The 25390-nt window shown below is 61.3% G+C and carries 25 protein-coding genes and 1 pseudogene; 16 read left to right on the forward strand and 10 right to left on the reverse strand.

Annotated features, from left to right (window positions below; all coding sequences use genetic code 11):
- The first annotated feature begins 1 nt into the window (after position 1).
- The gene (gene aspS / locus B5E41_RS19960) at positions 2-1792 is read left to right on the forward strand and encodes an aspartate--tRNA ligase (RefSeq protein WP_088395781.1); all 1791 of its coding nucleotides are present in this window, start codon (positions 2-4) and stop codon (positions 1790-1792) included.
- Positions 1793-1925: 133 nt separating this feature from the next.
- On the opposite strand, the gene B5E41_RS19965 is transcribed toward aspS, so the two are convergent.
- A complete protein-coding gene (locus B5E41_RS19965) occupies positions 1926-3113 on the reverse strand; it encodes a YdgA family protein (RefSeq protein WP_088395782.1) in 1188 nt (395 codons plus the stop codon).
- Between the two features lie 235 nt (positions 3114-3348).
- On the opposite strand from B5E41_RS19965, the gene parC reads away from it, so the two are divergent.
- Together parC and B5E41_RS19975 are read left to right on the forward strand one after the other, a co-directional pair.
- The gene (gene parC, locus B5E41_RS19970; RefSeq protein WP_088395783.1) at positions 3349-5604 is read left to right on the forward strand and encodes a DNA topoisomerase IV subunit A; all 2256 of its coding nucleotides are present in this window, start codon (positions 3349-3351) and stop codon (positions 5602-5604) included.
- Between the two features lie 212 nt (positions 5605-5816).
- Positions 5817-6275 (forward strand): SRPBCC family protein, encoded by a 459-nt coding sequence (locus B5E41_RS19975; RefSeq protein ID WP_064801682.1) that lies wholly within the window; start codon positions 5817-5819, stop codon positions 6273-6275.
- Here B5E41_RS19975 and B5E41_RS19980 read toward each other — a convergent pair.
- The 5 genes and pseudogenes from B5E41_RS19980 to hemB all read right to left on the reverse strand — a co-directional run.
- Positions 6265-6546: pseudogene (locus B5E41_RS19980) on the reverse strand (type II toxin-antitoxin system death-on-curing family toxin); the annotation flags it as partial. The gene B5E41_RS19975 and the pseudogene B5E41_RS19980 overlap by 11 nt on opposite strands.
- 33 nt (positions 6547-6579) lie before the next feature.
- Positions 6580-7461: a DMT family transporter gene (locus tag B5E41_RS19985; RefSeq protein WP_088395784.1), complete on the reverse strand. Its 882-nt coding sequence runs from the start codon at positions 7459-7461 to the stop codon at positions 6580-6582.
- On the reverse strand, positions 7462-8238 hold the full coding sequence (locus tag B5E41_RS19990) for an arginyltransferase (protein WP_088395785.1): 777 nt from the start codon (positions 8236-8238) through the stop codon (positions 7462-7464).
- 193 nt (positions 8239-8431) lie between these two features.
- Positions 8432-8890, reverse strand: coding sequence for an RDD family protein (locus B5E41_RS19995; RefSeq protein ID WP_088395786.1), 459 nt, complete (start codon positions 8888-8890; stop codon positions 8432-8434).
- Between the two features lie 73 nt (positions 8891-8963).
- The gene (gene hemB / locus B5E41_RS20000) at positions 8964-9977 is read right to left on the reverse strand and encodes a porphobilinogen synthase (protein ID WP_088395787.1); all 1014 of its coding nucleotides are present in this window, start codon (positions 9975-9977) and stop codon (positions 8964-8966) included.
- A gap of 131 nt (positions 9978-10108) precedes the next feature.
- Here hemB and B5E41_RS20005 point away from each other — a divergent pair, with 131 nt between their 5' ends.
- The 7 genes from B5E41_RS20005 (at position 10109) to B5E41_RS20035 (ending at position 16865) form a co-directional block, all read left to right on the forward strand.
- Entirely contained in the window at positions 10109-10546 is a 438-nt protein-coding gene (locus B5E41_RS20005; protein WP_064811669.1) for a DUF6163 family protein, read from the forward strand.
- Between the two features lie 129 nt (positions 10547-10675).
- Positions 10676-11191, forward strand: coding sequence for a transcriptional regulator LdtR (gene ldtR / locus B5E41_RS20010; protein ID WP_004673822.1), 516 nt, complete (start codon positions 10676-10678; stop codon positions 11189-11191).
- A gap of 437 nt (positions 11192-11628) precedes the next feature.
- Positions 11629-12930, forward strand: coding sequence for a L,D-transpeptidase family protein (locus B5E41_RS20015; RefSeq protein ID WP_064811670.1), 1302 nt, complete (start codon positions 11629-11631; stop codon positions 12928-12930).
- A 216-nt stretch (positions 12931-13146) separates the two neighbouring features.
- Complete coding sequence (glyA, locus tag B5E41_RS20020; protein WP_088395788.1) at positions 13147-14445, forward strand: serine hydroxymethyltransferase; 1299 nt, start codon at positions 13147-13149, stop codon at positions 14443-14445.
- 9 nt (positions 14446-14454) lie between these two features.
- Positions 14455-14931, forward strand: a complete 477-nt coding sequence (nrdR, locus tag B5E41_RS20025; RefSeq protein ID WP_003547190.1) for a transcriptional regulator NrdR — start codon at positions 14455-14457, stop codon at positions 14929-14931.
- A gap of 3 nt (positions 14932-14934) precedes the next feature.
- Positions 14935-16245 carry a bifunctional diaminohydroxyphosphoribosylaminopyrimidine deaminase/5-amino-6-(5-phosphoribosylamino)uracil reductase RibD gene (ribD, locus tag B5E41_RS20030; RefSeq protein WP_088395789.1) on the forward strand — a complete coding sequence of 437 codons (1311 nt, stop codon included), beginning with the start codon at positions 14935-14937 and terminating at the stop codon, positions 16243-16245.
- The gene (locus B5E41_RS20035) at positions 16245-16865 is read left to right on the forward strand and encodes a riboflavin synthase (protein WP_088395790.1); all 621 of its coding nucleotides are present in this window, start codon (positions 16245-16247) and stop codon (positions 16863-16865) included. Before ribD ends, B5E41_RS20035 begins: the two co-directional genes overlap by 1 nt.
- Here B5E41_RS20035 and B5E41_RS20040 read toward each other — a convergent pair.
- The 3 genes from B5E41_RS20040 to B5E41_RS20050 form a co-directional block, all read right to left on the reverse strand.
- Entirely contained in the window at positions 16846-17361 is a 516-nt protein-coding gene (locus B5E41_RS20040) for a GNAT family N-acetyltransferase (protein WP_064810076.1), read from the reverse strand. The two genes, B5E41_RS20035 and B5E41_RS20040, sit on opposite strands and share 20 nt — an antisense overlap.
- Positions 17362-17385: 24 nt before the next feature.
- Positions 17386-17889, reverse strand: coding sequence for a cupin domain-containing protein (locus B5E41_RS20045; RefSeq protein ID WP_088395791.1), 504 nt, complete (start codon positions 17887-17889; stop codon positions 17386-17388).
- A gap of 176 nt (positions 17890-18065) precedes the next feature.
- Entirely contained in the window at positions 18066-18425 is a 360-nt protein-coding gene (locus B5E41_RS20050) for a hypothetical protein (protein ID WP_088395792.1), read from the reverse strand.
- A gap of 345 nt (positions 18426-18770) precedes the next feature.
- Between B5E41_RS20050 and B5E41_RS20055 the strand changes: the two genes are divergently transcribed.
- The 3 genes from B5E41_RS20055 (at position 18771) to B5E41_RS20065 (ending at position 22048) form a co-directional block, all read left to right on the forward strand.
- Positions 18771-19226 (forward strand): 6,7-dimethyl-8-ribityllumazine synthase, encoded by a 456-nt coding sequence (locus tag B5E41_RS20055; RefSeq protein WP_011424856.1) that lies wholly within the window; start codon positions 18771-18773, stop codon positions 19224-19226.
- A 3-nt stretch (positions 19227-19229) separates the two neighbouring features.
- On the forward strand, positions 19230-19712 hold the full coding sequence (gene nusB, locus B5E41_RS20060) for a transcription antitermination factor NusB (RefSeq protein WP_088395793.1): 483 nt from the start codon (positions 19230-19232) through the stop codon (positions 19710-19712).
- 197 nt (positions 19713-19909) lie between these two features.
- Entirely contained in the window at positions 19910-22048 is a 2139-nt protein-coding gene (locus tag B5E41_RS20065; protein WP_088395835.1) for a sodium-translocating pyrophosphatase, read from the forward strand.
- Between the two features lie 300 nt (positions 22049-22348).
- Here the strand turns inward: B5E41_RS20065 and B5E41_RS20070 are convergent, their stop codons facing one another.
- Positions 22349-22882, reverse strand: coding sequence for an outer membrane protein assembly factor BamE (locus B5E41_RS20070; protein WP_088395794.1), 534 nt, complete (start codon positions 22880-22882; stop codon positions 22349-22351).
- A gap of 188 nt (positions 22883-23070) precedes the next feature.
- Between B5E41_RS20070 and B5E41_RS20075 the strand changes: the two genes are divergently transcribed.
- The 3 genes from B5E41_RS20075 (at position 23071) to plsX (ending at position 25370) form a co-directional block, all read left to right on the forward strand.
- The gene (locus B5E41_RS20075) at positions 23071-23661 is read left to right on the forward strand and encodes a ubiquinol-cytochrome C chaperone family protein (protein WP_088395836.1); all 591 of its coding nucleotides are present in this window, start codon (positions 23071-23073) and stop codon (positions 23659-23661) included.
- Between the two features lie 11 nt (positions 23662-23672).
- A complete protein-coding gene (locus B5E41_RS20080; RefSeq protein ID WP_088395795.1) occupies positions 23673-24224 on the forward strand; it encodes a YceD family protein in 552 nt (183 codons plus the stop codon).
- A gap of 99 nt (positions 24225-24323) precedes the next feature.
- A complete protein-coding gene (gene plsX / locus B5E41_RS20085) occupies positions 24324-25370 on the forward strand; it encodes a phosphate acyltransferase PlsX (protein ID WP_088395837.1) in 1047 nt (348 codons plus the stop codon).
- Positions 25371-25390 lie beyond the last annotated feature (20 nt).

The raw sequence follows: 25390 nt of genomic DNA on the forward strand, positions 1-25390 counted from the left end.
CATGCATCGCTACCGCAGCCACACATGTGCCGCCCTCCGCAAGACGGATGTCGGCTCGACCGTCCGCATCGCCGGCTGGGTCCATCGCGTTCGCGATCATGGTGGCGTTCTTTTCATCGACCTTCGCGACCATTACGGCATCACCCAGGTCGTCGCCGACCCGGATAGCCCCGCCTTCAGGACGGCGGAGACCGTGCGTGGCGAATGGGTCATCCGCATCGACGGCCTCGTCAAGGCCCGTACCGAAGACACCGTCAACAAGACCATGGCGACCGGCGAGATCGAGCTCTATGCGCAGGAGATCGAAGTGCTCTCCGCCGCCAAGGAATTGCCGCTGCCGGTCTTCGGCGAGCCCGATTATCCGGAAGACGTTCGCCTCAAGTATCGCTTCCTCGATCTTCGCCGCGAGACCCTGCACAAGAACATCGTCAAGCGCACCCAGGTGATTTCGGCCATGCGCCGTGAAATGGGCGGCGCGGGCTTCACCGAGTATAGCACGCCGATCCTGACGGCCTCCTCGCCGGAAGGCGCGCGCGACTTCCTCGTGCCGAGCCGTATTCATCCCGGCACCTTCTACGCTCTGCCGCAGGCGCCGCAGCAATACAAGCAGCTCTTGATGGTCGCAGGTTTCGACCGTTACTTCCAGATTGCGCCGTGCTTCCGTGACGAAGACCCGCGCGCCGATCGCCTGCCGGGCGAATTCTACCAGCTCGACCTCGAAATGAGCTTCGTCACCCAGGAAGACGTCTGGAACACGATGGGTCCGCTGATGACCAAGGTGTTCGAGGAGTTTGCCGAAGGCAAGCCGGTCACCAAGGAATGGCCGCGCATCCCCTATGACGAGGCGATCCGCAAATATGGTACGGACAAGCCGGATCTGCGCAACCCGATCGTCATGGAAGCGGTGACCGAGCATTTCGCCGGTTCCGGCTTCAAGGTCTTCGCCGGCATGATCGCCTCCAACCCGAAGGTCCAGATCTGGGCGATCCCGGCCAAAACCGGCGGCTCGCGCGCTTTCTGCGACCGCATGAACGCCTGGGCGCAGAGCCAGGGCCAGCCGGGCCTCGGCTACATCTTCTGGCGCAATGAAGGTGAGAAGGTCGAAGGCGCCGGACCGCTTGCCAAGAACATCGGCGAGGAGCGCACCGATGCGATCCGGACCCAGCTCGGTCTCGGTGACGGCGACGCCTGCTTCTTCGTCGCCGGCGAGCCGGAAAAGTTCTACAAGTTTGCCGGTGAGGCCCGCACCAAGGCCGGCGAAGAACTGAACCTCGTCGACCGCGATCGCTTCGAACTCTGCTGGATCGTCGATTTCCCCTTCTTCGAATGGAACGACGAGGAGAAGAAAGTCGATTTCGCCCACAACCCGTTCTCGATGCCGCAGGGTGGTCTCGACGCGCTGCAGAACCAGGATCCTTTGACGATCAAGGCCTTCCAGTATGACGCCGTCTGCAACGGCTTCGAGATCGCCTCCGGTTCGATCCGTAACCAGTCGCCGGAAACCATGGTTGCCGCCTTCGAGAAGATCGGCCTCAGCCAGCAGGACGTCGAGGACCGCTTCGGCGGCCTCTACCGCGCCTTCCAGTATGGCGCGCCCCCGCATGGCGGCGCTGCCTTTGGCATCGACCGCATCATCATGCTGCTCGTCGGCGCGAAGAACCTGCGCGAAATCTCGCTCTTCCCGATGAACCAGCAGGCTCAGGACTTGCTGATGGGCGCACCGAGCCCGGCAACGCCGACGCAGTTGCGCGAACTCGCGATCCGGCCGATCCCGCCGGTCAAGAAGGACTGAGTTCGGTTCGTTTTTCGAATGAGAAAGCCCGGCGATCGCAATCGCCGGGCTTTTCATTTGTGCCGATGCCTGCACATTCCTAAGGCTCGGCGGCGGAACTGCCGAGCCTGCTCTCGTGAAGAAAGCCAGGCGATCAGTCGTTGGCCGAAACCTTGACGCCGAGCACCTGCGGCAGCGTGTTCGGAGCGCCCATGGCAGCACCGACAATCGTTGGGAACGGCACCGGCTTTTCGGGAGCGGCCTTGACGGTCAGGCTCTTCGGGTCGTCGAGGAAGGTGTTGACCGCGGCCGAAACGGCGTTCTGCAGTTCCGGGATATTGAGCTGCGCCAGCATGATCGGCGTCATCGCCTTCAGCGAATCCGCCATCTGCTTGCCGGACATGTTCTGCTGCGAACCGGCGTAATCAAGCGCGCGCTTGGTGATCGACGCATCTTCGAAACGCACCTGTGCGGCCTCGAAGGACAGCTGCTGCATCAGGCCGAGCATGGCAAGGCCGAGCGCCTGCTGCGACTGTTCCTTGTTCGGATTGGCTTCGGATTCCTTCATGGCGTCCTGCATCGATTTCATGAAGGCCATCGTGTAACCCGAGATCTTGAAGCCAAGATTCAGCTTGCCGATATTGGTGAAGTCGAAGGCGAATTCCGAAATATCGATCGTGCCGGGCGCGAGTTCCCAGGCGCCCTTCATTGTAATGTCGCCCTGGACGTGCTGCAGGGCGAGCTTCTCGATCGCGTCCTTGCTCTGCGCGTCTTCGGCCTTGCTGAGATCGGCCTTCATGCTTTTGAAGGCGCCCTCGAAATCGAAGCCGGATTCGTCTTCGCGCAGCGTCAGGTTCATGTCGGTTTGCAGCAGCGAGAACACTTCCGCACCGTCCTTGACCACCTTCAGCGGGCCGGTATGGGCGGTTTCGTAGAGCATCATCGTATCGAGCGAGTCGCCGCCAGCCGTTGCCGGCACGGAGATGCCGCCGAGCGTCAGTTCCTGCGCCGTCACAGTCACGCCGTCTTGGGTCTTGTTGATGTCGGGGAAGGCAGCTTCTTCGATGTAATAGCCGCCGTCCTCGTCTTCTTCGACGCCGGAAAGGGTGATTTCGCCGATGGGCAGGCTTTCGCCGCCGGTCGGCTTGAGGGTGACATTCTTCAACGTCACGGTCGTGCCGTCGATGTCGATGTTCTCAGCTGCAATCGTCCCGCCCTGTGCGGCATAAGCGGCATTGATCTTGTTCAGCAGATCGGTGCCATCGAGAGCGAAGGCCGAGCCGGCGAGCGAGAAAAAGGCTGCGCTCGACAGCATCAGCCGCGTTGTCCGGTAAAAGTTCATGGGGTGATTCCTCTGGTGGCGTGTGGCGGTTCTAAAATCTGCAGTTACGCTACTACGGATTGGGCCCGCTTTATATTTACGGACTTCTAAATTTCTGTTGAAAGGAACGGCAAACGAAGTCCAAATTGCGGTGGAACGTTTGTCTCATCCTTTGATGTCGGTGCCAAGACTTCATCCACAGCTGCAATGGCCCGGATTCCTTGCCCGCCGGCCACTTCTGGGCTAGTCAGGACCCATGGGACAAGAGATTTTGCCGCCTTCCGGCGGAGACGACGACAACATCCAGCCGGTCGACCTCAAGGCGGCGCTCGAGCAGCGCTATCTCGCTTATGCGCTGTCGACCATCATGCATCGCGCCTTGCCTGACGTGCGCGACGGGCTGAAGCCCGTCCATCGCCGCATCGTCTATGCCATGAACGAGATGGGTCTGAGGCCGACTTCAGCCTTCAGAAAATGCGCCAAGATCGTCGGCGAGGTGATGGGTAACTACCATCCGCACGGCGACCAGTCGATCTATGACGCGCTTGCCCGTCTCGCCCAGGATTTCTCGCAGCGCTACACGCTGGTCAACGGCCAGGGCAATTTCGGCAATATCGACGGCGACAGCCCCGCCGCCATGCGTTACACCGAATCGAAGATGACGGCGGTGTCCGAACTGCTGCTCGAAGGCATCGATCAGGACGCCGTCGATTTCCGCGACACCTATGACGAATCGAATTCCGAGCCGGTTGTCCTTCCCGGCGCCTTCCCGAACCTGCTTGCCAACGGCTCCTCCGGCATCGCCGTCGGCATGGCGACCTCGATCCCGTCGCACAATGCCCACGAGCTTTGCGACGCCGCCCTGCATCTGATCAAGCATCCCGATGCGACCGTCGAAAAGCTCGTCGAATTCATTCCCGGCCCGGATTTCCCCACAGGCGGCATCATCATCGACAGCCGCGACAGCATCATCGAGAGCTATCGCACCGGCCGCGGTGGTTTCCGCGTGCGGGCGAAATGGCAGACGGAGGATTTGGGCCGTGGCGGTTACCAGATCGTCGTCACCGAAATTCCTTTCCAGGTGCAGAAATCGCGGCTGATCGAAAAGATCGCTGAACTGCTGATCGCCCGCAAGCTGCCGCTGTTGGAAGACATCCGCGATGAATCGGCCGAGGACATCCGCATCGTCTTGGTGCCAAAGTCCCGCAGCGTCGATCCGACGATCCTAATGGAATCGATGTTCAAGCTGACGGAGCTCGAAAGCCGCTTCCCGCTCAACATGAACGTCCTGTCCATGGGGCGCATTCCCAAGGTCATGGCGCTGAACGAGGTGCTGAAGGAGTGGCTGGACCACCGTCGCGAGGTCTTGCAGCGCCGGTCACGCTTCCGTTTGGCCGCAATCGACAAGCGTCTCGAAATCCTCGGCGGTCTTCTGATCGCCTACCTCAACATCGATGAGGTGATCCGGATCATCCGCGAGGAAGACGAGCCGAAGCCCGTGATGATGGCGCGATGGGATCTGACTGATAACCAGGTCGAAGCGATCCTCAACATGCGGCTGCGCGCCCTGCGCAAGCTGGAAGAATTCGAGATCCGCAAGGAGTTCGACGAACTCACCAAGGAAAAGAGCGAGATCGAGGCGCTGCTTGCCTCCGACGACAAGCAGTGGCAGACGGTCGCCTGGGAAATCGGCGAAGTGAAGAAGAAATTCGCCAAGGCGACCGAGGTCGGCCGCCGCCGCACCGAGTTCGCCGAAGCGCCTGAGGCCGATGAAGAGGCGATCCAGCAGGCGATGATCGAGAAGGAGCCGATCACCGTCGTCATATCAGAAAAGGGTTGGATCCGCGCCCTGAAGGGCCACATCTCTGACACGGCGACGCTGACCTTCAAGGAAGGGGACGGCTTGAAAGTGGCCTTCCCGGCGCAGACGACGGACAAGATCCTGATCGTCACGACAGGCGGCAAGGCCTTCACACTCGGCGGCGATAAGCTGCCGGGCGGTCGCGGCCACGGCGAACCATTGCGCATTATGGTCGACATGGACAACGACCAGGCGGTGCTGACCGCCTTTGTCCACGATCCCACGCGCAAGCAGCTGATCGTCTCGACGGCGGGCAACGGCTTCGTCGTTCCAGAGGCGGAGCTGGTCGCCAATACGCGCAAAGGCAAGCAGATCATGAATGTCGCGCTGCCGGAGGAAACGCAACTGCTGGTGCCCGTCAGCGGCGACCATGTCGCCGTCGTCGGCGAAAACCGCAAGCTGCTGGTATTTCCGCTCGCGCAGGTGCCGGAAATGTCGCGCGGCAAGGGTGTGCGCCTGCAGCGCTACAAGGATGGTGGCATTTCCGACGTCCGCTGCTTCGCGATATCGGACGGCCTCGTCTGGGAAGACAGCGCCGGCCGCACCTTCACGAAGAACAAGGACGAGCTCGCCGAATGGCTGGGCGACCGCGCCAGCGCTGGCCGCACCGTGCCAAAGGGTTTTCCGCGCAGCGGCAAATTCGCTGGCTGAGTTCATACTGCCGCGTTCACCTGAGGTGCGGGGTTGTAACTCATTATTTCAGGCGGAAATAAATTCTGCGCTCGGCTCTTGGCGGGCGCGGCAACGTCTCTATCTCATTCCTGTTAACAAAAAGAAGAGAAGGCCGGTTGCGTGGGCGGACGGAACGGCTGTGGTTCGTTGCGCTTCGGGAAGGCGCGCGTGCCCCTACCGGAGGAAAATCGATGCCCGCCAGCACCATCAAATTGCATGTCAGCCAGACCTACAAGGCCCCGCCCGCTGTGGTCTACGACGCCTGGCTCAACCCCGAAATTGCCCGCCGCTTCCTGTTTGCAACCGATGATGGTCACGTCATCCGTGCCGACATCGATCCGCGCGTCGGTGGACGTTTCTTCGTCGTCGACCGCCGCCCGACCGGCGACGCCTTTCATCAGGGCGTCTTCCTGGAATTGAAGCGCCCGCAACGCATGGTCTTCAGCTTTTCCGTCGAGGAGCACGACCACAATTGCGATCGCGTCGAAATCGACATCGAGCCTCTCGGCGGCGGCAGCCGCCTTACGTTGACCCATGAAATGTGCGCCGAATGGGCCGCACACGAGGAGAAAACACGGAAAGGCTGGGCGCATGTCGTCGAAGCGCTCGGCAGGGAACTGGAACAGCAGCAGTTGAAGGCTACCGGTTGAGCGGCACGCTGAAGTCACGCAGAAAGCGCGTCGCACCTTCCTCGTCAATCTCGCCGGCGGCGATGGCAAGGACGAAAGCGTAGAGATTGGCGTCGGTGGTCTCGATCTCATAGCCATTTTCGAGAAGGAATACACCGGCGGTGACGATCGCGATGCGTTTGTTGCCGTCGACGAATGCGTGGTTGCGGGCAAGGCCGAAAAGATGCGCTGCGGCGAGTCCGATGACATCGTCGCAGCCGTAATTGGCCTTATGCATCGGCCGGCCGAGGGAAGGTGCCTGCGTCGAGCAGGCGACAAGGTCACATCAAGAGACTTGCCTGACGCTCTGGCGTCGGGCCATCCAGAGGGAATGCACGGCGATCGTTGCCGTCAGGATGCCGCCGCCGACGAGTGTCATCGTCGCGGGCATTTCGGCAAAGATCAGCCAGACCCAGATCGGCGCGAGCACGGTTTCCAGCAGATAGAACATGCCGACTTCAGGCGCGGACAGATAACGTGGCCCGGTCGCCAGGCACCAGAAGGCGACCGGCATCACGATGGCGCCGTTGAAGAGGATCCAGCCGGGATGGGCGATAGCAAGCCCTGAGGACAGAGCCTGTGTGAGGCCGAGTACAGCCGGCAGGATGGCGGCTAGCAGCGGCACGAAGCCCATTTGCCGGCGCGAGGCACGCCCGACCGTAATGGCTGCGGCAAGAATGAGCGCACTGAGAAGCGCCATGGCGTCGCCAAAAACATGGCCGCTGGAAAGTCCTTCGCTCACGATCAATCCGACGCCTGATATCATGAACAGCATGGCGATCAGCGTTGCGGCCGGGGGCTTCTCTTTGAGGAAAATCCAGGAAAGAAGAGCCCCGAACATCGGGTTGAAGGCCACGATGAAGACGACATTGGCTGTGGCCGTGTTGAAGACGGCCAGCACGAAGGTGAGGGAGGAAAGACCGTAGAGCAGACCGGCGATCAGACCCGGTCGCCCTGGAACGAGCACCGGCGACTTGCCCGAAACAAGGCGCATTGCTCCGAGGATGACGAGTGTGGCGACAACCGTTGCCGCGCTCCGCATTCCGAGAATTGACCAGATGTCACCGTCGCCAAGACGGACGAGCGGGATATCCATGGAAAGCGCCAGCCCGCCGATCGCCGTCAGCAGCAGGCCTTTCCGATGATCGGAAAGAGCGGTGGGGAACATTCAGTCGTGGGTGCTTTCGGGCATGGAGGAGGGGTCGAAACGCTCCCAGCCGCGCGGGGTCAGATGCTCCTGCGGCTGGAAACGGGTCTTATAGTCCATTTTCCGTGATCCCTGAACCCAATAGCCGAGGTAGACATGCGGCAGGCCGAGCGCTTTCGTGCGCCTGACATGGTCGAGAATCATGAATGTGCCGAGCGAACGCCGCTCGAGCGCCGGATTGAAGTAGGAATAGACCATCGACAGCCCATCGCTCATCGTATCGGTCAGCGCGGCGGCAAGCAGCTCGCCCTTCGGCCGCTCCTCCAGCCCGGAGCCTTCCTCGCGCCGGCGGTATTCGATGATTCGCGTGTTCACATGCGTGTCTTCCACCATGATCGCATAATCAAGCACGGTCATGTCGGACATGCCGCCCTGCTGGTGGCGGAAATCGAGATAGCGCCGGAACAGTGAATATTGCTCGCTGGAAGGCTGGGCTGCGAATTCGGTGGCTATGACGTCGGAATTGGCGGCAAGCGCCCGTTTCATCGATTTCGTCGGTTCGAATTCCTGAGCGAGAATCCGCACGGAAACGCAGGCGCGACAGGATTCGCAGGCCGGACGGTAAGCGATGTTCTGCGAGCGGCGGAACCCGCCCTGGGTGAGGATGTCGTTCATTTCGGCGGCCCGCGGGCCGACCAGATGGGTGAAGACCTTGCGCTCCATCTCATGCGGCAGATACGGACACGCAGCCGGAGCCGTCAGATAAAACTGCGGGGATGGCGTCGTCTGCGTATTCATGTGTCGCGGAAATTTCCTTGTCGAGACAGTGCCGTTTTCTGACAGCATGACCTAAGAATAGAAAACGTCAACAGCGCGGCGGCCTTCGCTGTACATTTCAGCCTTCTAATCTTGGATATGGAGCGTCGTCACCCCCGGTACAGGGGAAGGCGGAGACTTTTTCGTCTCCGCCAGGATCTCAGGCAGGCAGGTTTCAGGCAGTGCGCACCGTCACCGTGCCGACCAGGAGGTCGTGGATGAGACGGCTGCGCTCGATAAACAGGCCGGCAAGCAGGATGAGCGGCGTCAGCACCGAGTTGAGGATCCAGAACAGCGCCAGATGCACGATCGCCGTCAGGAAATCCATCGGCCGTCCATCGACGCGCACGATCGCGATCCCAATTGCCCGCATGCCGAGCGAAGCCTGGCTCGGCCCGCCGACTGTCAGGCCGAAGTAAAGGCCGGCGACGATGACGAAGAGGGCAGGGTAAAGGAAGAAGCCGAGGCCGAGCGTGACGATCGACAGGAAGAACAGAACGATCGCGGCGGGAATGCAGAGCAGCGCCACGATGAGGTAATCGAGGATGAAGGCAAAGACACGGCGGCTCAACACGCCGCTATAGGCGCGCCAGTCCTCCGGTGCGGCATAAAGCGGATTGGGGTTGTAGCTCATCTCAATCTCCTCTCGCAACGCGACACCGCTGATATGGTGTTGGCGGGGCGAAATACAATCATTCGCCCCGAAATCACTTCTTTGCGAGAATTTTCGCCACCTCGACCGCGAAATAGGTGAGGATGCCGTCGCATCCCGCCCGCTTGAACGACAGTAGCGTTTCGAGCATCGCGCGCTCGCCGTCGATCCAGCCGTTCATCGCCGCTGCCTTGATCTGCGAATATTCGCCGGACACCTGGTAGGCGAAGGTCGGCAGGCCGAAGGCCTCCTTCATCCGCCAGCAGATATCGAGATAGGGCAGGCCGGGCTTTACCATCAGCATGTCGGCGCCTTCTTCGACGTCGAGGGCCGCATCGCGGATCGCCTCGGTGCCGTTGGCGGGGTCGATATAATAGGTCTTCTTGTCGCCTTTCAGCAGCCCGCCCGTGGAGATCGCCTCGCGATAGGGACCGTAGAAGGCGGACGCGAATTTCGTCGCATAGCTCATGATGCCGACGCCCTGGTGGCCGGCCGCATCGAGCGCCATGCGGATGGCGCCGATGCGCCCGTCCATCATCTCCGATGGTGCGATGATGTCGGCGCCGGCATCGGCCTGCATCACGGCGGCGCGGGACACCTGATCGACCGTCTCGTCGTTGACGATCTCGCCGTCTCTCAGAATGCCGTCATGGCCATGGCTGGTGAAGGGGTCGAGCGCGACGTCGGTGATGACGCCAATATTGGGCACCGCCTTCTTGATCGCCACTGTTGCCTGATTGATCAGATTGTTGGCCTCGAGGCTGTTCGAGCCGGTCTCGTCGCGCAACTCCATCTCGATGTTGGGAAAGGTCGCCAGCGCCGGTATGCCGAGGTCGGCCGCTTCACGCGCGGCCTCGACGGCTTTGTCGATGCTCATGCGGTTGACGCCGGGCATGGCGGGGATCGGATCAATGATACCGGAGCCCGGCACGATGAAGATCGGCCAGATCAGGTCGTCGACCGTCAGCCGGTTCTCCTGCACCAGCCGGCGCGTCCAGTCTGCCTTGCGATTGCGCCGCATGCGGCGATGGCCGGTGATGTCGTCGACGAGATGCGTCTTATCCTGCATGATATCTATCCCTGGCCCATTCCATTTATCGGAGCGCTCATTATCATGGCGCCCGGAAAATCCAAACCGGACGATTGGCCGCGGCGGAAAGACTGCTTGTAACGATCCGATCCCGAACCGATGTTTGCGCCATGGAAACCGATTCCCCGACAATACCGAAACGCACTCTGGCGGATCTTCTCTTCATCCTCTTCCTGAGGTTGGTGGCCGTATCCTGCTTCTGGTTCGGGCTGCAATATTGGGCGATGCTCGTCGGCTATTCCTTGGTCGGCGCCGGCCGCTTCGATCTATTGAGCCTGCCGTGGAAGGTGGCGAGCACCAGCCTTGCCGTGCTTTTTCCCGTCGCCTCGCTCGGCCTCTGGCTCACCGTCTCCTGGGGGCCGGTTATCTGGGTGCTGGCCGCAGGCGGGCAGATCCTGATGTATGGTCTGCTGCCTGACATTTTCGGGCCCAACAAGCTGATCATCCTGCTGCATCTCATGGTCGCCGCGGTCTACTGCATTTTCCGCCTGTTGCTGTGGCTGGAAAAGCGCCGGCACCGCCGCCAGGTAAGTGTTGATTTACCCTGAGACAACGTGGAGTTACCGGTAAGGCTCCATTAAGCCTGCGGTTTAAGTCGAATTTTATATGTATTCGATAGGGTCTCACTCAAGGCGGGAAGAAAACGACACCGCCAAACAAACAGTGAGGCAGTCAATATGAACACGAAAATCAAGCCGCAGGCGGTATCCAACTTCCGTGACCAACAGGATCAGGGCATCCGTGATCTTTACATGGAATCCCTTCATCTTGTCGAACGTCTTCACCGCCGTCTTCTCGACGTCATCAAGGACGAGTTCGACCGTCAGGGTCGCAGCGACGTCAACGCCATCCAGGCGCTGCTCCTTTTCAACATCGGCAATTCCGAGCTGACCGCCGGCGAGCTGCGCTCCCGCGGCTACTATCTCGGCTCCAACGTTTCCTACAACGTCAAGAAGCTGGTCGATCTCGGCTTCATCAACCACCAGCGCTCCCGCATCGACCGCCGTTCCGTCCGCATCAGCCTGACCGAAACCGGCCAGGACATCGCCGAAACGGTCGCCAAGCTCTACGAACGCCACATCGCCTCGATCGACAAGGTCGGCGGCATCGGCACCGACGAGTTCACCCAGATGAACAAGCTGCTCCAGCGCCTGGATCGCTTCTGGAACGACTCGATCATGTATCGCCTCTAAGACCCTCGACCTCCTTTCAGGGTTGAAGAAAACCGGATGCGTTCCCTGCGCGTCCGGTTTTGCCGTTTGCGCTCCGCGTGGCATCTTTGCAACGCACGGCGGCCAAGCGTAAGGGCCGGTATTCAAGCCGTTTTTTAGCCGTTATTAACCGGCACGATTTACCTCGTCACATGGTTCGTTGCGTGATGACTCGGCCATAGGCTGACATCTGCGGTCTAGGCAACACGAATTGGCCATATTGGTGTGGCAGCGGAAGGTTAGCAACCGGCGCTTTCAATGGACCAGGAACGTTCAGACTTTCGCATCGCAATCTTGTGATGCGACGGGCGGAATATTCCGATGTGCCGGGAGAACGAATGGATAGGGATCTGCGTTACGGCGCAGTGATATCGCAAAGCGCCGCGCTTCCTTGCATGCGGCATTCAGTGGTTGGGACTATGTCGAAGAAAAACGGAAATGAAGCTCTCTCGCGCCGCGCTTTCCTTGCGTCCGCGGCAACGATTGGCGCCAGCGCGATGGCCGCGCCGGCATTGGCGCAGTCGGCGCTCGATACGCTGATCAACGCGCCGCGCCGCGGCAACTGGGACGACCAGTTCGATGCCAAGGCGGCTTCGCGCACGGCGACCGCCGTCGTTTCCAACACGCCGATCCTCGGTCCCCAGTCGGTCGCGAGTGCCCAGCAGGCGATCATGCAGTATCAGCAGATTGCGGCCGCCGGCGGCTGGCCTGAAGTCAATCCCGGTGATCAGCGCCTGCAGCTCGGCGTTTCCTCTCCCGCCGTCCAGGCGCTGCGCCAGCGCCTTGCGATCACCGGCGACCTACCGCGCGAGGCAGGCATGTCGAACGCCTTCGATTCTTATGTCGACGGCGCTGTCAAGCGCTTCCAGGCGCGTCACGGCCTGCCGTCCGACGGCGTTCTCGGCGAGTTCACGCTGAAGGCGATGAACATTCCGGCCGATGTCCGCCTGCAGCAGCTCAACACCAACCTGGTCCGCCTGCAGACCTTCCCGGAAGATCTCGGCCGCCGCCATCTGATGGTCAACATTCCGGCCGCCTATGTCGAGGCTGTCGAAGACGGCAGCGTTGCCACCCGCCACACCGCGGTCGTCGGCCGTCTGAGCCGCCCGACGCATCTCGTCAACTCGAAGATCTACGAAGTCATCCTCAACCCATACTGGACCGCGCCGCGCTCGATCGTCGAAAAGGACATCATGCCGCTGATGCGCAAGGATCCGACCTATCTCGAAAAGAACGCGATCCGCCTGATCGACGGCAAGGGCAACGAGGTTTCTCCGGAGACTGTCGACTGGAACGGCGAGGCGCCGAACCTGATGTTCCGCCAGGACCCGGGCAAGATCAACGCCATGGCGTCGACGAAGATCAACTTCTACAACAAGAACGGCGAATACATGCACGACACGCCGCAGCAGGGCTTGTTCAACAAGCTCATGCGTTTCGAGTCGTCGGGCTGCGTCCGCGTTCAGAACGTGCGCGACCTGTCGACCTGGCTGTTGCGCGAGACGCCGGGCTGGAGCCGCCAGCAGATGGAGCAGGTGATCGCAAGCGGCGTCAACACGCCAATCAAGCTCGCCACCGAAGTTCCGGTCTATTTCGTCTACATCTCCGCCTGGGGCATGCCCGACGGCATCGTCCAGTTCCGCGACGACATCTATCAGATGGATGGCAATGCCGAATTGGCGCTCGATACCACGGCTGGCATGGAACAGCCGGTGCAATAAGCGGCGACCTCTGCATCGCACCCTCGAACCGCGCCCTCCCGGCGCGGTTTTTTTATATCGGCGGGGGCGCTCGTCCCGTCGCCATCGTTCACTCGGCGCCGCGCTGTCGCAAAATGACTGGAGCGCGCGCTTTGCTCAGCAAATGTCGTTCTTCGTATTGCCCTTGCCACAGCGGAAGGCTAATACCTCAGCGCATTCCAGTTGAGGAGCCCGCCCATGACCAATGCTTCCACCGAATCCTTCTTCAATCGCTCGCTTGCGGACGTCGATCCGGAAATCTTCGGCGCGATCGGAAAGGAACTCGGTCGCCAACGGCACGAGATCGAACTGATCGCTTCCGAGAACATCGTCTCCCGCGCCGTGCTGGAAGCCCAGGGCTCCATCATGACCAACAAATATGCCGAGGGTTACCCCGGCAAGCGTTATTACGGCGGCTGCCAGTTCGTCGACATTGCCGAGGAACTGGCGATCGAGCGCGCCAAGAAGCTGTTCGGCGTCAATTTCGCCAACGTTCAGCCGAATTCCGGCTCGCAGATGAACCAGGCCGTGTTCCTGGCGCTGCTGCAGCCGGGCGACACCTTCATGGGTCTCGACCTGAATTCGGGCGGCCACCTCACGCATGGTTCGCCGGTCAACATGTCCGGCAAGTGGTTCAACGTCGTTTCCTACGGCGTGCGTGAAGGCGACAACCTGCTCGACATGGATGAAGTCGCCCGCAAAGCCGAAGAGCACAAGCCGAAGCTGATCATCGCCGGCGGCACCGCCTATTCCCGCATCTGGGACTGGAAGCGCTTCCGCGAGATCGCCGACTCGGTCGGCGCCTATCTGATGGTCGACATGGCCCACATCGCCGGTCTTGTCGCCGGCGGCCAGCATCCGTCGCCGTTCCCGCACTGCCATGTCGCAACGACGACAACCCACAAGTCTCTGCGCGGCCCACGCGGCGGCGTCATCCTCACCAATGAAGAGGATCTGGCCAAGAAGTTCAATTCGGCCGTCTTCCCGGGCCTCCAGGGTGGTCCGCTGATGCACATCATCGCTGCGAAGGCCGTCGCCTTCGGCGAGGCGCTGCAGCCGGAATTCAAGGATTACGCTGCTCAGATCGTCAAGAACGCCCGGGCGTTGGCCGAAACGCTGATCGCAGGCGGCCTCGACGTCGTCTCCGGCGGCACCGACAACCATCTCATGCTGGTCGACCTGCGCAAGAAGAATGCCACCGGCAAGCGCGCAGAGGCAGCGCTCGGCCGCGCCTATATCACCTGCAACAAGAACGGCATTCCCTTCGACCCGGAAAAGCCCTTCGTCACCTCGGGCGTGCGCTTGGGTGCACCGGCTGGCACGACGCGCGGCTTCAAGGAGGCCGAATTCCGCGAAATCGGAAACCTGATCGTCGAAGTGCTCGACGGCCTCAAGGTCGCCAATTCCGATGACGGCAACGCTGCCGTCGAAGCCGCCGTGCGCGGCAAGGTGGTCAACCTCACAGACCGCTTCCCCATGTATGACTACATGGGGTAAGGAGTAGCGATGCGCTGCCCCTATTGCGGTTCGGAAGATACCCAGGTCAAGGATTCGCGTCCGGCGGAGGACAATACGTCCATCCGCCGGCGGCGTATCTGTCCGGATTGCGGCGGCCGCTTCACCACCTTCGAGCGTGTGCAACTGCGCGAGCTGATGGTCATCAAGAAGACCGGCCGCAAGGTGCCCTTCGATCGCGACAAACTGGTGCGCTCCTTCGAAGTGGCGCTGCGCAAGCGCCCCGTTGAGCGGGATCGTATTGAGCGCGCCGTCTCCGGTATCGTCCGCCGGCTCGAAAGCTCCGGCGAGACGGAAATCTCCTCCGAGCAGATCGGCCTGCAGGTGCTTGAAGCCATGAAGAGCCTCGACGATGTCGGCTTCGTGCGCTACGCCTCGGTCTACCGGGATTTCTCGCTTGCCGAGGATTTCGAGAAGGTCATTTCCGAAATCAACGCCAAGATCGCCCGCGACCCGCTGGACAGATGAGCCATGAGCGTCACGCCGGATGACGAAGGTTTCATGGCGGAAGCGATCCGCCTGTCGCGCCGGCATCTCGGCCGCACCGGCACGAACCCATCCGTCGGCTGCCTGATCGTCAAAGATGGTGTCGTCGTCGGTCAAGCTGTGACCGCGCTTGGCGGCCGTCCGCATGCCGAGCCGCAGGCGCTCGCCGAGGCCGGCGATCTCGCCTGCGGCGCCACTGCCTATGTCACGCTCGAACCCTGCTCGCATCACGGCAAGACGCCGCCCTGCGCCGAGGCGCTGATCGCCTATGGCGTGGCCCGCGTCGTCATCAGCGTCACCGATCCCGATCCGCGCGTCTCCGGCCGCGGCATCGCCATGCTGCGCCAAGCCGGCATCGAGGTGGATGCCGGCGTATTGGAGACGGAGGGCCGGCGTTCGCTGGCCGCCTATCTCACCCGCCAAACGAAGAACCGCCCCTATGTGACTCTCAAGCTTGCCGTTTCCGCCGATGGCATGATCGGCCGTGAGGGGGGCGGGCAGGTGGCGATCACCGGTCCGGAGGCTCGCGCCGAGGTGCAGGCGCTGCGCGCCGAAACCGATGCGATCCTGGTCGGCATCGGCACCGCTGTAGCAGATGACCCGCTGCTGACGGTGCGGACCCCGGGGCTCGAAGCCCAGTCGCCGATCCGCATCTTGCTCGATCCCGCGCTGGCATTGCCCCTGACGAGCAAGCTGGTTCAGACGGCGCGGGAGGTGCCGGTCATCGTGGTGGCGAGCGAGGAAGTTTCGCCGTTGGCGGCGGATGCGGAGGGATTACCCCCCTCTGTCCTGCCGGACATCTCCCCCACAAAGGGGGAGATTGGCAAGGAGCGCGATTCGACGTCCCAAGCAGATTCATCATCACCAGCAACAGAAGATGTAGGGCAGGGAGCTAACCCCCAGCCAATCTGCCCCCTTGTGGGGGAGATGCCCGGCAGGGCAGAGGGGGGCATCCCACCCACTGACCCCTCCGACATAAACTCCCGCCGCGCTGCGCTCGAAGCCGCCGGTGTCGAAATCGTCTACTGCAATCCCTATCACCCCGAGGTCCTGCTGCCGGCGCTTGCCACGCGCGGCATTTCCTCGCTTCTGGTCGAGGGCGGCGCCAAGACTGCCCGGCTTTTCCTTGACGCCGGCCTTGTCGACCGCATCCAGCTTTACCAGTCACCTATCGTCATCGGTAAGGGCGGTATTGAATCCCCGTTGCAGGCAACCGACATACCATCCGGTTTCATGCATATGGACACGCGAACGTTTGGCGACGATCGCCTGGACGAATACGAGAGAGAGCTTTGATGTTCACCGGAATAGTCACCGATGTCGGCACAGTCGAATCCGTTTCCCCGCTGAAGGAGGGCATCAAGCTCCGCATCGCAACAAGTTACGATCCTGCGACCATCGATATGGGCGCGTCCATCTCCCATTCCGGCATCTGCCTCACCGTGACCGGCCTGCCTGATGAAGGCAGCAATGGCCGTTGGTTCGAGGTGGAAGCCTGGGAAGAGGCGCTGCGGTTGACGACGATCGGCACTTGGCGGGAAGGCAGCCGCATCAATCTCGAACGGTCGTTGAAGATCGGCGACGAACTCGGCGGCCACATCGTTTCCGGCCATGTCGACGGCAAGGCGGAAATCCTCTCGGTGACATCGGAGGGTGACGCCACCCGCTATCGCCTGCGTGCGCCCGAACATCTGGCGAAATTCGTCGCCCCCAAGGGGTCGATCGCACTCGACGGCACTTCGCTGACCGTCAACGCGGTCGACGACTCCGATTTCGACGTCCTGCTCATCCGCCATACGCTCGACGTCACCACCTGGGGTGAGCGCAAGGCCGGCGATTTCGTCAATTTCGAAGTTGACACCATGGCGCGTTACGCTGCCCGGCTGGCGGAATTTCCTAACGGGAAAACTGAATGACCTCGCCATTATACTGCGTGCGCACCATCTCGCGGAAACCGAGTTTGGCTGCGACCCGCAGCGAGGCGTGGTTCTCGGGACAGATGATGCAGCTCATCGGCGTTCCCGGAAAATGCGCTTCCGCCCAGCCGATCAGAGCCGTCAGCGCCTCTGTGGCATAACCGCGACCATGGGCTGCGGGCATCAGCGCCCAGCCGATCTCCATCGTTCCTTCGATCGACGGTTCCATATCGCGCCGGGCTTCGAGAAAACCAGCTTCGCCGATGAACCTGCCGCTTTCCCTTTCCACGATCGCCAGAAAGCCGAAACCCATATGGTGCCACATGCCGGCGATGCGCAGCATGCGGCTCCAGCTCTGCTCGCGCGTCGACGGCGCACCGGTAATGAAGCGAACGACGGTTTCATCCGCCCACAGCGCCGCATGCGCCTCGAAATCGTCGAGGCGGTGAGGGCGAAGCGTCAGCCGCTCCGTTTCTAGGGTGGGTATGTCGATCACGATGGGTCCTTGTGGAAGTCGCGTTCAGGCGCCGGGCTCGCCGTCCCAGTAGTCAAGATCGCCTTCGGTCCTTCCGATATGGCGGAAGCGACCGGTTGCTGTCGCGTCCCTGTTGGTCTTGGCGAGGAATTTTCCGGAATCGGGATATTCGACGATCTCGGTCTTCGCCGTCGTCGAAATGCCGAGATAGACGAGCGTGGTTGTACCGGTATTGATGAGCTGGTGCGCCGTTTCCGGCCCGCCCGCCGGTGCGCCGAGCACGTCACCGGCCCGGACCGGATGGCGCTCGCTGCCGAAGCGGTATTCGCCGGTGCCTGCGATCACGTAGAATAGCTCGTCTTCGACGTGGTGATTGTGGAAGGGGCAGCTCGATTTGCCCGATGGCACCTCATTGTAGCTGATGCCGAGGCCCGCAAGACCGAGCAGCACGCCGAACGAGACGTCAGCGCCTTCGTAGAACTCGCCCTGTTTCCAGTGGTCGAGCTTGAGATCAGTGATATTGATGACCGCTTTCGATTCCGCCGCCATGGTGTCCTCCTGTTGCAGGAAGAGAAGCTATCATCTTGCCGGAAAATTCAATGGCGATGGCGCGTTGACCCGGGAAAATCCTCGGCATGGGCGGAGAGGAGACACCGCCCATGCCTCGAACGCCGCGCTTCGGATGGACGCGCCGGACGCTCTGTTGCTTGCAGCAGGTTGTGACCTCAGCGGACGTAGAAGGTCAGGCTTCCATCCGCCGCCTGTTCGGCATTGACGATATTGCGGACATCGACGCCCTCATTGTTCAGACGGTGTGCAAGTGATCTGTTGGCGTCGATCGAGGCCTGGATGCCGCGTATCGCCTGGCTGGAGCGTTCCGGGGCCGAGCGCGGACCTGTCTTTTCGTCGTCGAGATTGTGCCAGTTGCGAACCTGCTCGACATTGAAGTCATTGCCCCGGAAGGTCCTGAGCGTCTGCTCGATGCCCTGGGCGGAGTTCATTCCGAAGCTCTCGGCCCGGCTGACGCCGGCAAATGCGAGGGAGGAGAGGGCTGCGGCGATGGTGATTGTGACAATGCGGTTCATGATTTAATCCTTTCATCTGCTTTGACGGTCGGCTGTCGTGCAGGGGATCGTCTGCGTCACGATAAGGAATTGGCGGTGCCGTTTTCGCCATTCAATAGGTTAAGCCACTGAAAACGCATTAAAAATTCTTCATGAAAACAGCCTTCGAATTGCCGTTTTCCGCGCTTCCGGAAAAGCGGATTTCGAAGGCTTCGCCGGCTCGGCAGTGATGTTTCGGCTATCCCCTTGTCGATATTTCCTCTTTCGCATTTGCGGCACCGGCCGAAAGTGCTTGCCATTCCGATGAAGGCATGTTTTGACCGCGGGCTGTCGAGTGGAAAAAGTCCCGCAAACCGAAGGTAAACAATGTCGAGAGAGACCGCTCCCCATATTTTGATCGTCGAGGCCCGCTTCTATGACGACATGGCCGACGCGCTGCTCGAAGGCGCGACCTTTGCGCTCGAGCAAGCCGGGGCCACCTATGAGGTCGTCACCGTTCCCGGCGCGTTGGAAATTCCGGCAGCGATTGCCATGGCACTCGATGGGGACGACAATGGCGGCACGCATTATGACGGCTATGTCGCTCTCGGCATGGTCATTCGCGGCGAGACCTACCATTTCGATATCGTATCGAACGAATCCTCGCGCGCTCTGATGGATCTGGCAGTCAGCGAATCCCTTGCCATCGGCAACGGCATCCTGACCGTGGAAAATGACGAACAGGCTTGGGCGCGCGCCCGCCGTTCGGACAAGGACAAGGGCGGGTTTGCCGCTCGCGCGGCTCTGACGATGATCGCGCTGAAGCAGAAACTGGGTGCATAACGAATGAACGACGACAAGACGGAACGGCCGGTCAAAACTGCGAACCAGCGGGGCGCTGCCCGCCTGGCGGCCGTTCAGGCGCTTTATCAGATGGATGTCGGCGGCACCGGCGTTCTGGAAATCGTCGCCGAATACGAGGCGCACCGCCTCGGCCAGGAAATCGACGGCGCGACCTATCTGAAGGCCGATGCCGCCTGGTTCCGCTCCATCGTCTCCGGCGTCGTGCGTGATCAAGTCCGCCTCGATCCGCTGATTGCCGCAGCGCTGCAGGATGATTGGGCGCTGTCGCGCCTCGATAGCACGGTGCGCGCCATCCTGCGTGCCGGCGTATTCGAACTCCTCGATCGCAAAGACGTCCCGGTGGCGGTCATCGTCACCGAATATGTCGAGATCGCTCGAGCCTTTTTCGATGACGACGAGCCGAAGCTCGTCAATGCCGTGCTCGACCGCATCGCCAAGCAGGTCCGCGGCGAGGCGAAGAAGTAACCCTTTAGCCGCCGAACAATCTCCCTACGTCTTTCTTCGTACCGCAATGGTTTTCGGCCTTTGCGGGCTTGACGCCACGTGATCGACCACGCAATCTCCGCACCGCTTAGCTGTGCACTTCTGTGGAGAGGAAGGCGAGTCGGCGGCGTATCTGCCGGAGAAGGAGTGAGCTCCGGCCTATGGGAGGAAAGAGCGAAATGACCATTCTTTTATGCGTAATCGCATGCGGTCTGCTCTCGGTGGTCTATGCCGCCTGGGCAACCCGGTCGGTGCTTGCCGCCGATCAGGGCAATAGCCGGATGCAGGAGATCGCGGGTTATATCCGCGAAGGCGCTCAGGCCTATCTGACCCGCCAGTACAGAACCATTGCGCTTGTCGGCGTCGTTGTTTTCATCGCTGCCTGGCTGCTTCTCTCCGCCACCGCCGCCATCGGTTTCCTGATCGGCGCCGTACTATCAGGTGCTGCCGGTTTCATCGGCATGCACGTCTCCGTCCGCGCCAATGTGCGCACTGCCCAGGCGGCGTCCGCCAGCCTTTCCGCCGGCCTCGACATCGCCTTCAAGTCGGGTGCGATCACCGGCATGCTGGTGGCGGGCCTCGCGCTGCTCGGCGTCTCCATCTACTACACGATATTGACCATCGGGCTCGGACATGAGAGCGGCTCGCGCGAAGTCATCGACGCGCTGGTGGCGCTCGGCTTCGGCGCCTCGCTGATCTCGATCTTCGCCCGTCTCGGCGGCGGCATCTTCACAAAGGGCGCCGATGTCGGCGGCGACCTCGTCGGCAAGGTGGAAGCCGGTATCCCCGAAGACGATCCGCGCAACCCGGCGACGATCGCCGATAACGTCGGCGACAATGTCGGCGACTGCGCCGGCATGGCCGCCGACCTTTTCGAGACCTATGCGGTCTCCGTCGTCGCCACCATGGTTCTCGCAGCGATCTTCTTTGCCGGCGCGCCGATCCTCCAGTCTGCGATGATCTATCCGCTGGCGATCTGCGGCGCCTGCATCATCACCTCAATCATCGGCACCTTCTTCGTCAAGCTCGGCTCGAACGGCTCGATCATGGGCGCTCTCTACAAGGGCCTGATCGTCACCGGCCTGCTGTCGATTGTCGGTCTTGGCGCCGCCACCTCGCTGACCGTCGGCTGGGGCTCGCTCGGCACGGTTGCGGGCGCCGACGTCACCGGTACGAACCTATTCGTCTGCGGTCTCGTCGGCCTCGTCGTTACCGCGCTGATCGTCGTCATTACCGAATACTATACCGGCACCGGCAAACGTCCGGTCGTTTCGATCGCCCAGTCTTCGGTGACCGGCCACGGCACCAACGTCATCCAGGGACTTGCGGTCTCGCTGGAATCGACCGCCCTGCCGGCCATCGTCATCGTCGGCGGCATTCTCGCCACCTATCAACTCGGCGGCCTCTTCGGCACCGGCATCGCCGTCACCGCCATGCTCGGCCTTGCCGGCATGATCGTTGCGCTGGATGCTTTCGGCCCGGTCACCGACAATGCCGGCGGCATCGCCGAAATGTCGCATCTGCCGCCCGAGGTGCGCAAGTCGACCGATGCGCTCGACGCCGTCGGCAACACCACCAAAGCGGTCACCAAGGGTTACGCGATCGGTTCTGCCGGTCTCGGCGCGCTGGTGCTCTTTGCCGCCTATGCCAACGACCTGCAGTATTTTGCGGCGCACGGCGACCAATATCCCTACTTCGCCAATATCGGCACGATCTCGTTCGAGCTGTCGAACCCTTATGTTGTCGCCGGCCTGCTTTTCGGCGGCCTGATTCCCTATCTGTTCGGCGGCATCGCCATGACAGCCGTCGGCCGCGCCGCCGGCTCGATCGTCGAGGAGGTTCGCCGGCAGTTCAAGATGAAGCCCGGCATCATGCAGGGCACGGAAAAGCCGGATTACGGCAAGGCCGTCGACCTGCTGACCAAGGCCGCCATCCGCGAGATGATCGTGCCTTCGCTGCTGCCGGTGCTTGCCCCCGTCGTCGTCTATTTCGGCGTGCTTCTGATCTCCGGGTCCAAGGCCTCGGCCTTTGCAGCCCTCGGCGCCTCGCTGCTCGGCGTCATCATCAACGGCCTCTTCGTCGCCATCTCGATGACCTCGGGCGGCGGCGCCTGGGACAATGCCAAGAAGAGCTTCGAGGACGGTTTCGTCGACAAGGACGGCGTGCGTCACATGAAGGGCTCGGATGCGCACAAGGCCTCCGTCACCGGTGATACCGTCGGCGATCCCTACAAGGATACCGCCGGCCCGGCCGTCAACCCGGCGATCAAGATTACCAACATTGTCGCGCTGCTGCTACTCGCAGTCCTCGCCGGTTGATGGTTGCAACAGCTGGCAGCCTCTCATCCTAACCCTCTCCCCGTAAGAACGGGGAGAGGGGACGTGCCATGCGAGACGTTGGTAAGGGACGGAAAGAGTGCGACTATCGCCCTTCACCCCGTTTACGGGGGTCCGAAGGACGGGTCGAGACCCGTGGCTCGACCCCGGTCGGTGCCGGCAGGCGGATGAGGGGCCGGTGTCGGCAACCTCCTTGGCGGGATACCGGGTAAAAAACGAGGTTTATCAACAAAAAACCCGCCGGATCGCTCCGGCGGGTTTTTCGTTGAATGCATGTCCCAATCAGCGCAGGCTGCTCGGATTTTGCGGTGTGCCGCCGGCACCGCCGCCGAACAGGCTGCGGGCAGCACTTGCCGCGCTGCCGCCGGAGAGCATCTGCTGCAGGAAGGTGAGTTCCTTGCCGCCGGTCGGCGTGACGCGCGAGATCGTATCGAAGACCTTGCCGTCCTGCAGTGTGTAGTTGGCGCGGCGGGTGACGACGCCGTCCTTGTCGAAATAGATGGCCAGAACGCTCTGGTCGACGACCTTCAGCTTCTGGAATGCGACGGCGCGCGTGCGCCGCTGCGAGATATAATAGAAGACCTCGCCGTCGAAGGTCGCCGTCGTCGATGGCGTGCCGAGCGAAAGCAGGACCTGTTCGCGGCTGGAACCTTCCGGAACGAGATTGAGCGACTGCTGATCGACGACATAGCCGCCGTTGAGCACGGTGCCGGTCTGGCACCCTGAAAGAGCTGATGTGGAGGCGATTATGAAGGCAATGGCCGCGCTGCTGAAGAATTTCATGTCAGACTTGAAATACCGTTTCTTCAACGACATCTACTCCCTTGGGTGTCGATAGCAGCCATTTTGGGCCTTGCACGCTTTCCTCCTGCAAAACCATTGTGGCCATTCCGGGTCGAGTTTCCCGAATTCGCTTCGCTGGCGCCTCGAAGGGCGTCGTCCCAAAGCTGGCCACGAACGGCATTGCAATTCGCGCCTGCTTCGGTAAACCAGCTTTCGAAATCATGCAACAAGGCCGGACGCCAGCCGGCGTGAAGAATGAGGCATTTCCGGAAAAAACAATGATCCTCGGGCTCTTCCGCAAGAAAAACAACAATCAGGTGATCGTCGACAGGCAATATGCGGCGCTGACCGCAGCCGCGCGCATGCCCGATCTCTACGAGCGCCTCAATGTACCGGATACGGTCATGGGCCGCTTCGAAATGCTGTCGATCGTGATGATTCTGTTTTTTCGCCGCACGCGCGCCTCGGCCGTCAGCGGCCAGGAGATTGCCCAGGAGATCGTCGATGCCTTCTTTCAGGATATCGACTACTCGATCCGCGAGCTCGGCATCGGCGACAACAGCGTGCCGAAACGCATGAAGAAGCTCGCCGGCATGTTCTACGGCCGGCTCGAAACCTATTCGAAGGCGATGGACGCCGCAGATGGCGAAGCGCTGGCGCTTGCATTAACGCGCAACATCCACCCGGAAACCGAGACACCGGCCGATATGTCCGGCCTGGCCAGCTGGATGATGGCCGCAGAATCCCATCTGTCCGCCGTTCCGGAAGAGCTGATCGCCAGCGGTTCGGCAACGCTGCCGCCGGTTGCCTGAAGGAGAAAACGATGAAGAACGATCGGGATGTTCCCTTCTCCTATCACGTCAAGGTCGGCCACATCTCGGCCAATCCCGTCGAGGTCCATATCGAGGCCGATGCCAGCGAGTTGAAGGCGCTTGCCGAGGCCTGGAGCGTCGTCTCCGTCGACGATCTCAGCGCCGATCTGCAGATCGCCCGCTGGAAACGCGACGGCGTGCGTGTCAAGGGCCGCGTACAGGCGAAGATCGTCCAGTACTGCGTCGTGACGCTGGAACCGGTCGAAGCCGTGATCGACGAAAGCTTCGAGCAGATCTTCGTGCCTGAGGGTTCCAAGCTTGCCCGCCAGCCGGGTAACGACGCCGGCGAGATGCTGCTCGATCCCGATGGTCCTGATCTGCCCGAGACCTTTGTCGGCGACACGATCGATGCCGGCGAGGTGGTTGCCGAATTCGCTGCTCTCGCGATCGATCCCTATCCCCGCAAGGAGGGTGTCGAGTTCAAGGGCCATATCGAGGATAGCGGCGAGAACGACAAAAAGCCCTCCGCTTTCGCGGTCCTCAAGGACTGGAAAAAGGACTGAAGCACCTCTGGCATTTGACATAATTCAGTTGTATGCGACGCCAAAACCGGTATTTTGGCCGAAATTTCGCCCCTCGGCGAAAAGAAGGATCAGGGACGCGTGATCAGAATATCTCTCGACCTCATGGGTGGCGACTTTGGTCCCCAGGTTGTCATCCCCGGCGCCGCCAAGGCGCTGGACCGGCATCCGGATATTTCCTTCGTTTTCTACGGTCTTAAGGAACAGTGCGATCCCGTTCTTGCCAAATTCCCGAAACTCAAGGAAAAATCGGTCTTTCACGACTGTGAGCTTGCTGTCAGCATGGAAGAGAAGCCGAGCCAGGCGCTGCGCCGCGGCCGCTATGTATCCACCATGTGGCGCTCGATCGAGGCGGTGAAGACGGGCGATGCCGATGTCGCCGTCTCGGCTGGCAACACCGGCGCGCTGATGGCGATGGCGAAATTCTGTCTTCGCACGATGGCCAATATCGAGCGCCCGGCGATCGCGGCGATCTGGCCGACGCTGAAGGGCGAGAGCATCGTGCTCGATGTCGGCGCGACGATCGGCGCCGATGCGCAGCAACTGATGGATTTTGCCCTGATGGGCGGCGCCATGGCGCGCGCGCTCTTCGAAATCGAACGCCCGACGATCGGCCTTCTGAATGTCGGTGTCGAAGAGGTGAAAGGCCAGGAAGAGGTCAAGGAGGCCGGCCGCCTGTTGCGCGAGGCGAATATCGATTCGCTGGAATATTCTGGCTTCGTCGAGGGCAACGATCTCGGCAAGGGCACGGTCGACGTCGTCGTCACCGAAGGTTTCTCCGGCAATATCGCGCTGAAGACTGCCGAAGGCACCGCCAAGCAGATCGCCGAATATCTGCGTGCCGCCATGTCACGCACGCTGCTCGCCCGTATCGGCTATCTCTTCGCCAAGAGCGCCTTCGATATGCTTCGCGAGAAGCTCGATCCAAGCAAGGTCAATGGCGGCGTGTTTCTCGGCCTGAATGGCATCGTCATCAAGAGCCATGGCGGCGCCAATGCCGAAGGCATCGCTGCTGCCATCGAGGTCGGCTACGACATGGCTAAGAACGGCCTCAATCAGAAAATAGAAAACGATCTTAAGAAATATCATGCCAAGCGGCTGCCTCCCATAGGCCCGGAAGCGGCATGAGTTATGGGGTTCAATCGAAT

Origin of the sequence: Rhizobium esperanzae, assembly GCF_002204185.1 — a bacterium.
Taxonomy (GTDB): domain Bacteria; phylum Pseudomonadota; class Alphaproteobacteria; order Rhizobiales; family Rhizobiaceae; genus Rhizobium; species Rhizobium esperanzae.

Coding starts and splice junctions, on each gene's coding strand:
- aspS (WP_088395781.1), top strand. CDS start 2: ATGCATCGCTACCGCAGCCACACATGTGCCGCCCTCCGCAAGACGGAT.
- B5E41_RS19965 (WP_088395782.1), bottom strand. CDS start 3,113: ATGAACTTTTACCGGACAACGCGGCTGATGCTGTCGAGCGCAGCCTTT.
- parC (WP_088395783.1), top strand. CDS start 3,349: ATGGGACAAGAGATTTTGCCGCCTTCCGGCGGAGACGACGACAACATC.
- B5E41_RS19975 (WP_064801682.1), top strand. CDS start 5,817: ATGCCCGCCAGCACCATCAAATTGCATGTCAGCCAGACCTACAAGGCC.
- B5E41_RS19985 (WP_088395784.1), bottom strand. CDS start 7,461: ATGTTCCCCACCGCTCTTTCCGATCATCGGAAAGGCCTGCTGCTGACG.
- B5E41_RS19990 (WP_088395785.1), bottom strand. CDS start 8,238: ATGAATACGCAGACGACGCCATCCCCGCAGTTTTATCTGACGGCTCCG.
- B5E41_RS19995 (WP_088395786.1), bottom strand. CDS start 8,890: ATGAGCTACAACCCCAATCCGCTTTATGCCGCACCGGAGGACTGGCGC.
- hemB (WP_088395787.1), bottom strand. CDS start 9,977: ATGCAGGATAAGACGCATCTCGTCGACGACATCACCGGCCATCGCCGC.
- B5E41_RS20005 (WP_064811669.1), top strand. CDS start 10,109: ATGGAAACCGATTCCCCGACAATACCGAAACGCACTCTGGCGGATCTT.
- ldtR (WP_004673822.1), top strand. CDS start 10,676: ATGAACACGAAAATCAAGCCGCAGGCGGTATCCAACTTCCGTGACCAA.
- B5E41_RS20015 (WP_064811670.1), top strand. CDS start 11,629: ATGTCGAAGAAAAACGGAAATGAAGCTCTCTCGCGCCGCGCTTTCCTT.
- glyA (WP_088395788.1), top strand. CDS start 13,147: ATGACCAATGCTTCCACCGAATCCTTCTTCAATCGCTCGCTTGCGGAC.
- nrdR (WP_003547190.1), top strand. CDS start 14,455: ATGCGCTGCCCCTATTGCGGTTCGGAAGATACCCAGGTCAAGGATTCG.
- ribD (WP_088395789.1), top strand. CDS start 14,935: ATGAGCGTCACGCCGGATGACGAAGGTTTCATGGCGGAAGCGATCCGC.
- B5E41_RS20035 (WP_088395790.1), top strand. CDS start 16,245: ATGTTCACCGGAATAGTCACCGATGTCGGCACAGTCGAATCCGTTTCC.
- B5E41_RS20045 (WP_088395791.1), bottom strand. CDS start 17,889: ATGGCGGCGGAATCGAAAGCGGTCATCAATATCACTGATCTCAAGCTC.
- B5E41_RS20050 (WP_088395792.1), bottom strand. CDS start 18,425: ATGAACCGCATTGTCACAATCACCATCGCCGCAGCCCTCTCCTCCCTC.
- B5E41_RS20055 (WP_011424856.1), top strand. CDS start 18,771: ATGTCGAGAGAGACCGCTCCCCATATTTTGATCGTCGAGGCCCGCTTC.
- nusB (WP_088395793.1), top strand. CDS start 19,230: ATGAACGACGACAAGACGGAACGGCCGGTCAAAACTGCGAACCAGCGG.
- B5E41_RS20065 (WP_088395835.1), top strand. CDS start 19,910: ATGACCATTCTTTTATGCGTAATCGCATGCGGTCTGCTCTCGGTGGTC.
- B5E41_RS20070 (WP_088395794.1), bottom strand. CDS start 22,882: ATGTCGTTGAAGAAACGGTATTTCAAGTCTGACATGAAATTCTTCAGC.
- B5E41_RS20075 (WP_088395836.1), top strand. CDS start 23,071: ATGCAACAAGGCCGGACGCCAGCCGGCGTGAAGAATGAGGCATTTCCG.
- B5E41_RS20080 (WP_088395795.1), top strand. CDS start 23,673: ATGAAGAACGATCGGGATGTTCCCTTCTCCTATCACGTCAAGGTCGGC.